9 protein-coding genes and 1 pseudogene are annotated in these 16068 nt (G+C 34.1%); 3 read left to right on the top strand and 7 right to left on the bottom strand.

The window, feature by feature from the left end:
- Positions 1–129: 129 nt before the first annotated feature.
- From CLU83_RS09450 to CLU83_RS22830, 4 genes and pseudogenes are all read right to left on the bottom strand, one after another.
- Positions 130–1890, bottom strand: a complete 1761-nt coding sequence (locus CLU83_RS09450) for a patatin-like phospholipase family protein (protein ID WP_100431374.1) — start codon at positions 1888–1890, stop codon at positions 130–132.
- A 245-nt stretch (positions 1891–2135) separates the two neighbouring features.
- The gene (locus CLU83_RS09445) at positions 2136–2579 is read right to left on the bottom strand and encodes a hypothetical protein (protein WP_100431373.1); all 444 of its coding nucleotides are present in this window, start codon (positions 2577–2579) and stop codon (positions 2136–2138) included.
- Positions 2580–2696: 117 nt separating this feature from the next.
- Positions 2697–3539, bottom strand: a complete 843-nt coding sequence (locus CLU83_RS09440; protein ID WP_157802051.1) for a hypothetical protein — start codon at positions 3537–3539, stop codon at positions 2697–2699.
- 328 nt (positions 3540–3867) lie between these two features.
- Positions 3868–4005: pseudogene (locus CLU83_RS22830) on the bottom strand (phosphoribosylformylglycinamidine synthase subunit PurQ); the annotation flags it as partial.
- A 154-nt stretch (positions 4006–4159) separates the two neighbouring features.
- Between CLU83_RS22830 and CLU83_RS09435 the strand changes: the two are divergent.
- A complete protein-coding gene (locus CLU83_RS09435; RefSeq protein ID WP_100431371.1) occupies positions 4160–6937 on the top strand; it encodes a T9SS type A sorting domain-containing protein in 2778 nt (925 codons plus the stop codon).
- Between the two features lie 161 nt (positions 6938–7098).
- Here the strand turns inward: CLU83_RS09435 and purL are convergent, their stop codons facing one another.
- The 3 genes from purL to CLU83_RS09420 form a co-directional block, all read right to left on the bottom strand.
- Entirely contained in the window at positions 7099–10755 is a 3657-nt protein-coding gene (gene purL, locus CLU83_RS09430) for a phosphoribosylformylglycinamidine synthase (RefSeq protein ID WP_100431370.1), read from the bottom strand.
- Positions 10756–10867: 112 nt separating this feature from the next.
- Entirely contained in the window at positions 10868–12709 is a 1842-nt protein-coding gene (locus tag CLU83_RS09425) for an endonuclease (protein WP_100431369.1), read from the bottom strand.
- A gap of 189 nt (positions 12710–12898) precedes the next feature.
- Positions 12899–14416 carry a hypothetical protein gene (locus tag CLU83_RS09420; RefSeq protein WP_100431368.1) on the bottom strand — a complete coding sequence of 506 codons (1518 nt, stop codon included), beginning with the start codon at positions 14414–14416 and terminating at the stop codon, positions 12899–12901.
- Between the two features lie 145 nt (positions 14417–14561).
- Here CLU83_RS09420 and CLU83_RS09415 point away from each other — a divergent pair, with 145 nt between their 5' ends.
- Both CLU83_RS09415 and CLU83_RS09410 read left to right on the top strand, forming a co-directional pair.
- On the top strand, positions 14562–14990 hold the full coding sequence (locus CLU83_RS09415) for a PaaI family thioesterase (protein WP_100431367.1): 429 nt from the start codon (positions 14562–14564) through the stop codon (positions 14988–14990).
- 1 nt (position 14991) lies between these two features.
- The gene (locus CLU83_RS09410; protein ID WP_100431366.1) at positions 14992–16053 is read left to right on the top strand and encodes a chorismate-binding protein; all 1062 of its coding nucleotides are present in this window, start codon (positions 14992–14994) and stop codon (positions 16051–16053) included.
- Positions 16054–16068: the final 15 nt, after the last annotated feature.

The raw sequence follows: 16068 nt of genomic DNA, 5'->3' as shown, positions 1-16068 counted from the left end.
GCAAATTAAATAAAAATTAATAATATTTTTTATTTTCCAAGAATTAATTATGATTAATATAATTACAATATTGGTAATCAACGAAATCGATTTCTTTAAATTAACAAAAGAAGCTGTTTTTTCCTGTCTTTAATATGTTTCTTCTCGATTTGGAGAATAATTGTTTATTAAATTCGATTTATAAAGAGAATCCTTAATTGAGTTAGCCACTTTTTTCCATATTATTTTATTGAGTATTACAAAAGAACCAACTTTTAAAAAGAAAAGAGTTGTCGAACTTAGCTTTACAATATTTAATATGATTTTTTCGGCTCTGTTTTTTATTGGATTTTTATATCCGTTGATGAAATCTTCGGATATTTTTGGCCAATTACCACCACAGGAAAAAGTAGGTATGGGAAAAGTATCTGGTGCTGCTTCGGGCTTAAAAACGGGTATAATTGGGTAGCTTTTTTTTCCATCGGCATCTATAACAGCATATTTACTTTTATCAATACCGCTGTAACCTTCTGCAAATATTTGGTTTGCCAGTAATGCATCTTCCGGAATTGTAAAATACTTTCTCAAAAATATTTCGCAATTGTATTTTCCTAAAAAGTAGTCATGAATTCTAAATTCTTTATTCAAAAAACCACCAAATCCGCCCATTGCCCCACAAGCAATTGCTTTTTCTCCAAAAAAATCTTTGTATGCGCCATCTGTATCTTCTCTTTTTCGGGAAGGAGAAATTATATATTGACTGGCATCATCCAGTTGCATTACACTGCGGTAATTTATTGGTTTTGCTCGCATCTGAGCTGTCATTGCCGAAAAGGTTTCAGAAATAATATTTGTTATATTTTGGCTGTAATTAAATTCTTCTATTTTATCTTGACTTGGGAATGGATCAATCATTAAGATTGTATTTTCAAAGTTTTTGTGAAGAGAGTTAACCTCATTAAGAAACTCTTGTCTTTCATCTTTATTCAGAGCATTATATTTGGCGCTTCTTTGCTCTATTGTAATTTCGTCAAGCAAATATCTTACTTTCTCGAAAGGCTCGTTATTAATCATTCCTCCATCAACATTGAGTGTTTTTACCTTATTTTGATTAATAGGAGTATTTTGGAAAATATCTTTGAGCCATGGAATAGTATTTACATAAGAAGATTCTCTTTCCAGAATTCTGGATTTTAGACCTACGGGAAATGCGCCAGTAGCCATTGCAGCATCTTGTGCCGTTTGTATAAAAGCTCCGGTTTTGAAATTCAAAGGCATCCAGCCTGGTGTTTGAGGAGTTTGTGTGTTTTCGTCATAAAGCTCAAAACAGGCATAGTCATTATGAACCGCCATATTGTATTTTTCTTTTCGAATTCCTCCGTTAAAATTAGTGTTGTAATTGAATCCGTTTAGATTAGAAAGCGTAGTAAATATTTTTACGGGCATTTCAAAAAAGGAAGGTGTTGTTTTCCATTGTTTTATATCAGATTGTATCATCTTTGTTGCAATATCATCTATAAAATTGGAGTTGAGCAGCGATACTACATTACCAGATGAAATGTCTGATGTATCCAGTATTTTTAGAAACATATCTTTGTCTACCAAGTCAACCCAACTATGATAGAGTTTGTTTTCGGGATGTTCGTCAAGAAGATTTGTTTTATTAGGCAAAGGAACTGGTTTGATTTCGTTGTTTATCGTACTGGCAGTTAATAAAGACGTCATTCCGCCAGCCGAAGCTCCTCCCATTATTGGTATCACTACCTTGTGAGTGGGTATATCTAGCTGTCCTTTTTTTTCTTCCCATTCGCTCAAAGCTTCCATTAAATAATCCATTACACCTGCAGTATAAGCACCCGCTGAGACTGCACCCGCCATACATATTCCGATTCTAAAAGTTTTATTTTTCATACTTTTTAAGTTTTAAGAGTGATTTAAAATAAAGAGTATTGTAAATGTAGTAATAATACTTCATAAGAAAACGACTTTCATTTGTGGCCATTGCATGTTAATTAATTATGTTAATACTAAAAAAAGCGTTCATTTTTAGATGAACGCTTTTTTTAGTATTTATTAGCTTTTATTAATCCAAACTTTATCTCAAAATGATGATTTTTCGTTTTTCAGAATAATAGACGATTAAAGAATTAGGAATATTATTCGATATATTCTTTTACACGCTCTCCGGAAATGAACATTTTCTTTTTGTCATAATGAATGGAAAATTGCAGTAATATCCACTCCTCTTCATCAGCAGATTTAGAAGTTGCCGAAGTATTTTTTTTATACCAAAAGGAATAAGTTGCGCTGTTGAATCCTTCTTTGAAAATAGGAATTCCCGATTCGGAACATTCAATTCCCCAAATGATATTTTCTTTGGTTAAGTCTTCGTTCTGAATAATTCCAGTTCCGTCTTCATTAAGAATTGTTGTAGGTGCGATTTGATTTACATACGTATATATGCCTGTGATCGGATAACCAATAACCGTAGCTATATAATGGTTTTTGTCATTGCTCTTGATTTTTGTGATTTTAATTTGAGCAAAAGAATGAGTCGCACTTAGTACAAGCGCAGTAAGCAGTAATGTGAAATTTTTCATGGATGCAGGTTAATTGTAAAAAAGATTAAAGAGCAAAGGGCGTTACTTTTTAACCGTTGGTTAAGTGTTTATTCTTGAATTTTAGGCTAAGATACAAACTGGGTTTTATATGAAAAACTATAAATAGGTGTAATTATAAAGATATAAATAGCCTTCATTGAATTTCTTGTTTCCTTCTGGCGAATAAAGATAGTTTTTTACTTTTTTCTCAATTGCATTTCCGCTAGAATCAAGTTTGTAGGAGATAACCGTTTCCTGATTGGGGTATTTTGTGTTATTATCTGAATTAATTGTTGTAAAGTTAATAAGCCTGTTGTTGCGGTCATATTTATAAATGTTTTTAGAAAATGGCAATCCCGACTTCAAAGTCAAAGATTCTTTTATTAATCCGTTAGCATCGTAATTGTATTTGACTACTAAGTCTGATGTTTGATAATCTATTTGAAAAATTTGATTATAATCATTAAAATGATAAAAATATTCCTTTCGGGCAGTTGTTTTTTTGGGCGTACCCTCTATAAAGTCTTCTCCTTTGAATAAAATATTTTTCTTTTGAACGTATTTGTAATCTACTGAAGAAAAAAGAGGATCTTTCTCAGCTGTATTTTCAGTTTCAACAACGGCTGTATCTTTTTCGTTTGATAAAAGAGTTGTTTCAATATCGATATGAGAGACAAACCCTTTGTTAGTATAACTAAAAAAACTCTTTTTCGTTTGTAAATCCCTTAGTGTTTCCTCAATTTCTACGGTAATGCCATTCGAGTCAAATTTATACTGATTGCTCACTGATGCAGAATCGTTTGTTGTATGTCCTTGGACATCTGTTGCAAATTTATGTTCCTGCATTTCTTTTACATTTCCTTTTAGTCTTAAAGTTTTTGCATTAGAACCAAACAGCTCCAACATAGGATTTGTTTTTAAGGATTCATCTGAAATCTGAGCAAATACAGGATTTATCATAAGTAGCAGGCTTATAATAAAAAGTTTTTTTTTAATGGTATTCATTGGGGAATTTTGGGGTTATACAGTTTGTAAATATAATGAATCCGATATTATTTTGGAGCAGAAAGATTAGGCATTTTTGGAGGCATAAGTCCCGTTTTTCGTTATAATCTTATAAGCCGAACCCCGGCTTATAAGGATTTCCACTTCAACCGGGGCTAAAAAGAGGTATTTAGCTTTTTTGTTATGATTAAAAAGAAAGCAAGATCAAACAAAACTTCATGAAAAAACCGTCTCTAAAATATCCAGAGACGGGTTTTATTTGAAAAACTTTAGTTTTAAAGTCTTATTTATTAGTATTGTCAATCCATTTTTTGGCATTCACAAAAGCTTCATGCCATGGAGTAACCTCGTCATTTCTGTGTTTTGGATAATTCGCCCAGTTCCACTGGAAAGTAGAACGCTCAATATGTGGTATAATTATTTAATGATGATTTTGTAGAGAGCAATTTGTAACTTAAAAAAGTGATTTAATACGAAATTTTCAAATAAGTTAAATGTATGAATAGTCATCTAAAATATTTATATTTGTTGCTTATAGTTTCTACCAAATCCATTATAATTACTCCCATAAAATTATGAAAAAACACTTATTAATTTTTTTTCTGTTATCTTTCACAAATATATTTTCCCAAGATTTATTAGTCCCATTTAAAACTACTTCTTTAGGCTCTCATAAGCATACAAGTAAAGACAAATCCCATTCCTCAAAAATTGATAGCGAGGGAAATATAATCATAAGTGCTAGCACAGAAAGTGATTCCACTTTTACGGATTTGTTAACCACAAAACTTGACCCAAATTTAAAAGTAATCTGGCAAAAAAGAAAATCTATAGCTACTCAATTGTCAATTGACTTCCCGCTAAAGACTTTTGTAGACACTCAAAATAATATTTACACGGTAGGTGTAAGCATAGCATCAAATGCATCTGAACAAAACGGTATTTTGTTTGCTGTTAAATATGATACCATGGGGAATTTATTATGGGAATTTGATTTTGATGACTTAAAGCAACCCAAGAATTATGACTATAGATATCAAAATTCTTTTTTAGACGAGAAAAACATTTTACATATTATACATGGGACGGAGAATGCAACCCATACCATCATAACATTTGATTTTTACGCGATTGGAAAAAATGGTGAAGTCTTAGAAAAATTTACAAGGGATGATTTAGGTGATGAATTTGCAAACTTTACTGGTTTAAGTTTTGATTTTAGTTACAAAGAGGGTAATTATTATTTAAAATATAGTAGACAAAACGTAAAGACCAATGGACATGAATATTTTTTGAAAATAATAAACAGCAAATCGGTAGCTACTTATCCGTTTACCAGTGTTTTAGGTTCTAAAGATTATTTTTACAATAATAGAGAAGAAATTCAAATAGCTGATAACAATGATGTTTACTTATTTAACCAATACGGTGTAGATAAGAAATTTAAATTAATCAAAACAAATCCATCTGGTGCTATTTCTTTTACTGTAAATTCACCATCGGGATTTGACCATGAAAAAGTATTGACCTTTTTTAACGCAAAAGGTAATTATTGCTTTTTAAATAATAAAAAAACAACTGGAGGAGCGGATTTAGCTACTCTAAATATGATTGAATATGATGCGGAAGGAACTATAGTCAATAATATTACGGTAAATTCTACCTATGTGTACCAGGTAAAGCAACTCAGTGACCACACAATATTGGTATTGACCGAAAATGGACGATTTAAATTGTTTGACGAATCCTTAGTTCTTATCAATGAATTCATTGGGTCTGAAAATACGATTAATGATTTTTGTAAAGTGGATAATTCAACACTTATTACTGCGGAAACAAGTTATGATAAAATGTTCCCAAATTCGGACTATGATTCTGAGTTAAATATTCATATCAATAAAATTAGTCCGGACAGGCTAATAAACACCTATTTTTATTCGGGCGTGGACACTTCAATGGCATACAATGGAAGGTTAATTATTGATTCTAAAAATAATTATTATGTGGCTAGAATTGAAGATTATGGAGATACAAATGGGGCACTTGGAGGAGCACATGCGCCACAGAAATATTTTGTAGATAAATACAATTCAGAACTAAAGCTTTTATGGACATTGGAAATTCCAAAAATTAATTTTGCTAATTATGAATTTAAAATATTATGCAATTCTGAAGATGATTTATTCGTTTCTGGACCCGTTTCGGCTTGGGATTACGAATTGCTTAAAATATCAAAAGAAGGAAAAATACTTTTTCAAATACCTTCTTATCCACAAAAAGAAATCTATTTTGATAATAGCGGCAATTTAGTTTTGGCTTCGGGACCTATTCTTATTTCAGACACGACCGATAAAATAAGCTCAATTTATGTCTTTGATTCCAAAAATGGACAATTATTAGATAAACAACAGTTTCCTTTAAATGTTATGTATTGGGGTTCATTTATATCTAAAGATGGAGTATCCTATACGTATATGTATTCTGAAGATTATCATGATTATTCCATCCATCCAAAATTATATGTATACAAAAATAAACTTATCGATTTTGTGGTAAATCTTAATATCAGCGCCTCAGATGGGACACCCTATAATATTGCTATTAATGATGAAGGGACCTTGTTCTTTAGTACTAGTTATTCAAAGCAATTGCATAAAATAACACTTGATAATGAATATAGTTTTATCAATGTGAATGATGAGTTGACTAAAATGACATTTACCGATAACAAAAAAATTTTTGCATTCAATCAAAAAGGCAATATTACCATTTACAATTATGATTTATCACTTTATGCGAAAATAAATAATGATTTGGCCGATCTTAGATTTGCTTCTGTTTTAAAAAAAGACAATAAATTGATTGTAAACTATATGGAGAATCTTGATAATTATGTCTTGAAAATAATTGATGAATTCGGAAATGTATTGAATACATACAGGATTAATAATTACACTTGGCAAGATTCTGATTTAGATACCAACAATAATTTAGTTATCGTCGGCGGTGAAGGTCAGCATTTTGCTACATATTTAGATTATAGATGGTCAAGAGCATTTGTTCATAAGTATGAATTGGAGAAATATATCTTGAATACAAAGGATTCTAATAGCAAGGATGTACACTTAGAATCTTTACATATATATCCAAATCCAACGAAGTCAATCATCAATATTCAGGAATTCAATAATGATACGATTAAAACAGTAAAGATTTACGATATCAAGGGCTGTATTATTGAAAGTTATTACAGTTCAAAAATTGACCTTTCAAATCTTATCCCTTCTGTTTATTTATTAAAAATCGTTACTCAAAACGGCCTGGTATTTACTAAAAAAATAATAAAAGAATAGTGAAAATTTTTCGTGAATTCTTAGGAAGCAAATGAGGAATATTCTTGTATGGAATCGGAATTAAAAATAGTATTTAAATATTAGGATATTAACCTATGTTTGATATTTAAATAAAAAAGCGTTGTCCACCGAACAACGCTTTTAAAAATATTTAAAATTTTCTAATTATTTTTTTCGATCCACAATCTCGCATTCACAAAAGCTTCGTGCCAAGGCGAAACTTCATCGTTTCTGTCTTTTGGATAATGTGCCCAGTTCCATTGAAAAGTAGAACGTTCAATATGCGGCATCATTACCAAGTGACGGCCTGTTGTATCACACATCATTGCAGTATTGAAAGCAGATCCATTTGGATTAGCAGGATATCCTTCGTAACCGTATTTTCCAACAATATTGTATTGATCTTCGGCGTATGGCAGATTGAATTTTCCTTCACCATGCGATACCCAAACGCCTAATGTGCTTCCTGCCAAAGTAGATAGCATCACCGATTTGTTTTCCTGAATTTTTACAGAAGTAAAAATACTTTCGTGTTTGTGACTTTCATTATGATGTAATTTTCCGTGAACTTCATGCTCGGGATTAATCACTTCCAATTCCATAAATAACTGACAGCCGTTACAGATTCCAACAGATAAAGTGTCTTCTCTTTTGAAGAAGTTTTTCAATGCTGTGTTTGCTTTTTCGTTGTATTTGAAAGCTCCCGCCCAACCTTTGGCAGAACCCAAAACATCTGAATTCGAGAATCCTCCAACAGCTCCAATAAACTGAATATCTTCCAAAGTTTCACGTCCCGAAATCAAATCGGTCATGTGAACATCTTTTACATCAAATCCTGCTAAGTACATTGCATTCGCCATTTCACGCTCGGAATTACTTCCTTTTTCGCGGATAATTGCTGCTTTCGGTCTTGGTTTTGAAGCGTCGATCACAGGTTTTTTCCCTGTAAAATGAGTTGGGAAAGTATAGTTTAATACTTGGTCTTTATAATTGTCGAAACGTGCTTGGGCTGTTCCGTTTTTAGCTTGTTTTTGGTCTAACAAGAAAGAGGTTTTAAACCAAATGTCTCTGTATTTCGCAATATCTAATTTACATGGGCCAAAGTCTAAAGTCGCTTCTGTAGTTGCAGTTCCTAATTTATAGAAAGCAACTCCATTTGCATTTAATTTAGCTTCAACCGCTTCATCTGAATTGGCTTGGAAAATTACCGCAATGTTTTCTGCAAAAAGATATTTGATGATGTCTTTTTCTTCAAAAACAGAGAAATCAATTTTAGCTCCCAAATTTACATCAGCAAAACACATTTCTAATAAAGTAGTAATCAAACCACCGCTTCCGATATCGTGTCCAGCTAAGATTTGATTGTCTAAAATCAATTCCTGTAATGTATTGAATGCATTTTTAAAGAAAGAAGCATCTTTAATGGTTGGCGCTTCGTTTCCAATGGCATTCAATGTTTGTGCCAATGAAGAACCTCCAAGTTTGAAGTCGTCTTGAGACAAATTGATATAATAAATTGATCCGCCGTCTTTTTGTAAAACAGGTTCTACCACTTTTCGAATATCGATACAATTTCCCCCAGCCGAAATAATTACCGTTCCAGGTGCGATTACTTCGTCGTTTGGATATTTTTGCTTCATCGAAAGTGAATCTTTTCCAGTTGGAATATTGATTCCCAATTCGATTGCAAATTCTGAACAAGCTTCGACAGCAGCGTATAAACGAGCGTCTTCACCTTCGTTTTTACAAGCCCACATCCAGTTGGCCGAAAGAGAAATTCCTTTCAATCCGTCTTTAATCGGAGCCCAAACGATGTTGGACAATGACTCTGCAATTGCTGTTCTTGTTCCTGCAACAGGGTCAATTAAAGAGGCGATGGGAGAGTGTCCAATTGAGGTTGCAACTCCTTCTTTTCCTTGATAATCCAAAGCCATTACGCCAACATTATTCAAAGGCAATTGCAATGGTCCCGCACATTGTTGTTTGGCTACTTTACCACCAACGCAACGGTCAACTTTGTTGGTCAGCCAGTCTTTACAGGCAACAGCTTCTAATTGCAACACTTGCTCTAGGTATGTTGCGATGTTTTTTACGTTATATTCTAAACCACCATAGTTGTAATCGATGGTTTTGTCTGTCATTATCGTTTTTGGCGAACTTCCAAAGAAATCTTCCAAAGCATAATCCATTGGTTTTAAACCTGTACTTTTTGATTCGAAAGTAAAACGATGATCAGCAGTTACATCACCAACTTGGTACATTGGAGAGCGTTCTCTGTCTGCAATTCTTTGTAGAATGTCGATGTCTTTTTTACCAATAACCAATCCCATTCTTTCTTGTGATTCGTTACCAATGATTTCTTTTGCTGAAAGGGTAGGGTCGCCAACAGGCAATTTGTCCAAATCGATTAATCCTCCAGTTTCTTCCACCAATTCCGAAAGACAGTTTAAGTGGCCACCTGCTCCGTGATCGTGAATAGAAACAATAGGGTTATTGTCGCTTTCTACCAAACCACGAATGGCGTTGGCAGCACGTTTTTGCATTTCTGGGTTGGAGCGTTGGATCGCATTTAATTCAATTCCTGAACCAAAAGCTCCTGTGTCAGCAGAGGAAACCGCAGCTCCACCCATTCCAATTCTATAATTTTCTCCGCCAAGGATAACGATTTTGTCTCCCTCTTGTGGTTTGTGTTTGATAGCTTGATCTAATTTTCCGTAACCAATTCCACCAGCCTGCATAATTACTTTATCGTAACCAATTTTACGGTTGTTTTCTTCATGTTCGAAAGTCAAAACCGAACCAGTAATAAGCGGTTGTCCAAATTTATTTCCAAAATCTGAAGCTCCGTTTGAAGCTTTTATCAAGATATCCATTGGAGTTTGGTACAGCCATTTTCTTTCGGTTACAGCATCTTCCCATGGTCTGTTTTCTTCCAAACGAGAATATGAAGTCATGTAAACTGCAGTTCCTGCCATTGGCAATGAACCTTGCCCTCCAGCCAAACGGTCACGAATTTCTCCTCCAGATCCTGTTGCAGCTCCGTTGAAAGGCTCCACGGTTGTTGGGAAATTATGTGTTTCTGCTTTTAAAGAGATAACCGAATCAAATTCTTTTATTTCGTAAAAATCCGGTTTGTCGGCGGTTTTTGGAGCAAATTGCTGTACTCTTGGTCCTTTTACAAAAGCCACATTGTCTTTGTAAGCCGAAACAATATCGTTAGGATTTTCCTGAGATGTTTTTTTGATTAATTTGAAAAGAGAAGTTTCTTTTTCTACTCCGTCAATAACAAAAGTTCCGTTGAAAATCTTGTGGCGACAGTGCTCTGAATTGGCTTGAGAGAAGGCAAAAATCTCTGAATCCGTTAATTTTCTTCCTAATTTGGTTGCCAAATTATCCAAATATTCTACTTCTTCTGAACTCAATGATAATCCTTCAGATTTGTTATACGCAGCAATATCATCAATTTCTAAAATAGCTTCTGGCTGAATGTGAATCGTGAAAATATCTTGATTCAACTCGCTATATTTTTGCGAAAGCATAGGGTCGAAATCATTGAAATCAGCCGTTGCTTTCTGGAACTCTTCAATGCGAATGATTCCTGAAATTCCCATATTCTGAGTAATTTCTACCGCATTGGTACTCCAAGGGGTAATCATAGCGGCGCGTGGTCCAACAAAAAAATCCGATAAAACGGATTTTTCTATTTTATTTGCATCTGCAAAAAGCCAGTTGAGTTTTGAAATGTCTTGAGCCGAAATTTCGTTTTGCGTTTGTACTGCAAAAACAGTTTTGCTTTGGTTTTCAAAGAAATGGATCATTGTTGTGTAGTTTGTTGTATTTAACGGTGCAAATTTAGTTAATTAAGATTAAAAAAGGAATAAAAAAAAAGCGACAATTATGTCGCTTTTTTTAATGGCATTAAACTTTTAATTAGTTGATTATTATCTTTTTATTAGTGGTTTTTGAATCATCGATTATTTTGACGTAATAAATTCCTTTTGGCAGATTGCTTATTTGTATAGTAGATTGTTTTATATTTTCTTTACTATAAACTGTTTGACCTAACATAGAAAATATTTTGACAGTATATGTTTTGTTGGAATTATTATAAGAAATGGTGAATTCACCATTCGAAGGATTTGGAAATAATGCAATGCCATCGGGTTCCGAAATTATTTCTTCTTTTGTTGCTTTGTTGCTTATTTTACTTCCAAGGTTACTACAGGTATCTGTGGTAAAAGAATCCCATTGGGCAGACAGGTTGAATGTTGTGCTCGGAGCAGTGATTGTAGATTTTCTTCTCAATGTTACGTCGGCAGCAAAGTTTGCCGTTCCACCATTAAAAGTTCCAATAATGTCAATAAGTACTCCATTTTTAAACAAACCTACAGCATCATTTCCATTAAAGGTTAATTCGGTAGCAGTTGTTGAAATATTGGCTGCGCTTATTGAATAACAAGTTGAAGCAATTAAACTATTAACAATGGTAAATTTACTGCCACTATTCAATGTTCCGGATAAACTTAAACCAGTACTCCAAGCACCTGCGCCATTGGTTTGTTTTTTGATTGTGTATGTTGATAGATTAATTGCCGCTCCTGTCATGTTTGCAATTTCCAAAGCCTTATTATTAGATGAACCTTCAATATATTCTGAGAAAAGAAGTTCTGTTGCTGTAGACCCACCACTGTTTGTTGTGGCCGATACGGTATTGCTCGATGCTGATGTATTTCCTGCTGCATCTTTTGCATTTACATAAAAAGAATAAGCGGTTGAGGCTGTCAGTCCAGATATGGTCGCTGTTAATGTGGTGACAGTTGTTTTTAAAGAGTTATTCATGTAAACATTGTAACCTGTTACCCCAACATTATCGGTTGAAGCTGACCAATTCAAGGTAACTGATGTTGCTGTTGTAGTTGCAGCGGATAAATTTGTTGGTGTAGTTGGTGCTTGTGTATCTGAAGTTGTTCCTCCCCAAATGGCTTGTATATATTCTGGGTGATCAATAAAAGGATTTCTGTTGTTTTGTCGAGCATAAATAGCGTTATTTCTAGCGATTTCTCTTGCGCTTACTGGATCTTGTGTATTCCAAGCCAATAGCATATTTAGGAATGCTGTTGTGAACACTTTGTTGCTTGAACCATCAAACATAGCATAGGAGTAAGTAGAAACCGTATTTTCATAACGCGTTGCAAAATAGAAATACATTCTTGCAATGTCTCCTTTAAATTCATTTATTGGTTCGAAAACAGTTCCTGTATAGCCTGAAACACCGCTTGAACCTAGTTTTCCGCCATTTAAAGAAGTCCATGTTGCAGTCGAAACGGTTCCATGTGGATAGTTTGATCGCTGTCCGTTTACTTTTCCGTCAGTCGGTGTTATAAAATGGGCGTCTGCAACCATTGGTGATGCTTCATTGAATACGGATTGCGGTATAATGTGTTCTCTGTTGTAGCAATCTCCTTCGGCTGCATAGTTTCCACATCTTTGGGTTGTACCAGGAGAATAATTATAAGGGTCTGTCCCAGATGGTTTTTCAGAATACATGTCTAAAACAGTTCCGTCGTTTTCGTAAAAATTATCAATATCAGATGTTTGATAGGTTGTGTATAAACCTGCATAACCGTTATCGGTATGTCCTTTGATGATATTGTAAAGTTGGGTTTTTAAGGTATATCCCGAACCAGTAGCTGTGCTGTAATAGCCACTTGGAATTTGAGCTATTCCAATTGTAAAGGATAATAGAAATAATAAGGAGTAAATTTTTTTCATAATTTAAAAAATTAGGTTGTTTAAGTTTTTTTAAATTAAAATATTGATTATCAGAATTTTAATTTTAAATATAAACAAAAATATAATTTTTTCTATTATAAGAGGTTAAGAAAAGGTGATAAAATTATGTTTTTTCTGATGTATTAAAATAAGATTATTACGAGTTTATAGTCGGAAGTCAGTTACAAACTACTTTGTTTTTGGAAAAGGCATGTTTTGATAAGCTCCTAAATCTGGCGGAAGTGTTCTGCTGATTCCCAGAATATCAAGCTGAATTAAATAAGCCGAATTTCCTTTTGCGAAAGCGGGAGAAGAATTGTTTATGTTAAAATTATTGATGTTGGGATTAAAGAATTTTGGGTCTTTGTTGAGAATAATAGCGTTGTAATGTATAGGATCGGTTTCGAATAGATAATCAGCTTCTTTGTTTTTATTGGACTTAATCAGGCAATTGTTGAATTGGTATATAAAAGCAGCTTCTGATTTTTTGCTTAAAAGCATTTCATTGGAATATGATCCATAAATGATGCAATTGTTGAATGTAGCCCCTGTAAGGTCTTTGGTTTCTGGAGTGGTACTATTGCTGTAATTACTGATATACACTGCGAGCTGTTCCGGGCTTGACCAATTGTTATTGAAAGTACTGTGGGTAAATTTGTAATTTCCTCCATACGTACACGCCAGACTGGCTTGTCCTGTATAGTTGACAACAATATTTTCTCCTTCAATAAAGGCATTTTTGCCTTGAATTCCGTAATGAGTGCAGTTGTAAATCTGAGTATTTTTTAGTGATACTGTTGTTCCGTTATTGCCGTCGATTAATAACCCGACGGTAGCATTTTTCAGAGTAAGATTTTGAATAGTATTATTGGTGCTTCCATTCTGCAGCCAAACTGTTCCCCATTGTCCGGGAATATAAGCAAAATCAGGCTGCTGGCGGTCACTACTGAAAATTACTTCGCTTTCCAGTTTATCAGTTGTAGATTTTGTTCCGTTGATATGTAATGATGAATTTTTGGATACAATAAGACCTGAATTGGCATGAAAATATACTCTTGCTCCGGGGTCAAAAGTGACGGTTTCGCCTTCGGGAACGGCCGCGTATCCGTAAATTACGTATGCTTTTTTGTTTGTAAAATGAAGTTCATCACCATGAATCGGGTCATTTTTGTCTAAATAAAAACCACTTATTTTTTCATCGCCAATTGGGAGTGTTTCGGTTGTTCCGTCAGCATTGCGGTTGGGATACAATAAAACTGCGTCTTGAACTAAAGTTACCAATTCCACTTTTTGAAGATTGGCACCGCTGTCGAATTCTATTTGATCTGTGTTTAGAAATTCTGTTGGAGTAGTGTTGCTACTTTCGACAGTTGTTTCTATAAAAATGTACAGACTGTCTTTGGCTAATAGCGTAACGTTTTCGAACATCTTGCCTTGATTTCCCTGAGCGCCGTCAACCGACATTCTGTATTTTGAGTTAAGACCTTTGTTGAATTTTATAACCGGAATAGTAATGTCGTTTTTGGAACGGTTATAAACTTTTAGAGTGTATGTACTGGAACTCAAATTGGTGAAAACCGTATCCAAATATACCGTATCTTTTGAAAAAGCTAAATCACCTGTACTGGCAACAGTATCGAAATCACTGCGGCAGGAACAAAAAGAAAGCAGAATTCCAGTTAAAAGTAATAAGGTGATGCGAGGCATTTGGTTTTATTTTTTTGTAAAAATAGGAATAAATTAGAATTTAGCTTTGCTGCTGGCATTAGATTTTGGTTTTCTGGAGCATTTCAGTATATTTCTTTTTTGAATTATCAAATTAGCGTATTTTTACAATCTTTAAAATCAAGATATGACTGTAGATAAAGATAAAATACTCGAATTTTGCAATGCCTTTTCCAAAAACACTTTGATGGAAACCCTTAAAATTGAGTTTGTAGATGCAGGTGAGGGATTTTTGGCTGCTAAAATGCCTGTGAATTCTTCGGTGCATCAGCCTATGGGATTGCTGCATGGAGGCGCTTCGGTGGCATTGGCAGAAAGTGTCGGGAGTGCAGCGTCACATTTTTTTATTGATAGTAAAACGCAGGAAGTGAGAGGTATCGAGATTTCGGCTAATCATTTAAAAAGTATTCGCGAAGGCGTTGTTTTTGGGACAGCCCGAATTATTCATAAAGGAAAAAGTATCCATCTTTGGGAAATTAAAATTACTGATGAAGCAGGGAATTTAATTTCGCTTTGCAAATTAACGAATATGGTTTTGACGAAAGAGAAAAAATAATATGAATGATTTTTTTAATAAAGTAATACAGCAACAAGAGCAAAATCTGCCTTTTGTTTTGTATTGTAAACCTAATTCGGATACAATAATCGGGATGTTTCAGCAGAATGATACGTTGTTTAATGTAGTTGATTTTACTGAAAAAGGATTTGTATTTGCTTCTTTTGATGGAAATAACATCCATTTAATTCCCGAAAATGAATCAGAGATAATTGGTATAATTAGAGAAAAAGGTGAAGCTGATGTTTTGGAGAAAAAGCAGGAGCTTCCGAATGACTCGGGTAAAATTGATTTTGAAAGGATAGTTGCTAAGGGAATTCAAGCCATAAAAAATGAAGAATTCAAAAAGGTAGTTCTTTCCCGTAAAGAAATAATCGAGCTGGAGAATTTTGATTTGCTTACGGCTTTCAAAAAATTGGTGCAATTGTATCCCAACACTTTTGCGTATTGTTTTTATCATCCAAAAGTTGGAACTTGGATGGGAGCTACACCAGAGCAATTGGTAAAAGCTAATGTCAATGTATTTGAAACAATGGCTTTGGCAGGAACACAAAAAGATTATGGCTCGGAGGAAATTGTTTGGGAAAAGAAGGAAAGAGAAGAACAGCAGTATGTTACAGATTATATTGTAGATCAACTTCATGAGGTGGCGCTGGAGGTTTCGGTTACGGAACCCTATAGTCTTAAAGCGGGGAGTGTTTGGCACTTGAAAACCGATATTTGGGGTGTTTTAAATTCTGGTTTCAGTTTAAAGCAAGTTGTTCGTTTATTGCATCCAACGCCCGCTGTTTGCGGACTGCCAAAAGAAGTTTCGAAGGCTTTTATTTTGGAAAATGAAAATTACGACCGAACTTTCTATACTGGATTTTTGGGTGAATTGAATACGAGTTTTGCCGTCGATTCGGTTAGCTCAAGTCTATTCGTAAATTTGCGGTGTATGCAGATTTGTGATTCGCAGGCACATTTGTATATGGGGTGCGGAATTACCAGAGACAGTATCCCAGAAGATGAATGGATGGAAAGCGTTAATAAGTCGATGACCATGAAAAGGGTTTTTGAATAGAAAGCTGAAACAATA

Source organism: Flavobacterium sp. 1 (genome assembly GCF_002797935.1).
Taxonomy (GTDB): Bacteria; Bacteroidota; Bacteroidia; order Flavobacteriales; family Flavobacteriaceae; genus Flavobacterium.
The sequence above is the reverse complement of the archived record's forward strand: the minus strand, read 5'-3'. Positions and strand labels throughout refer to the sequence as shown.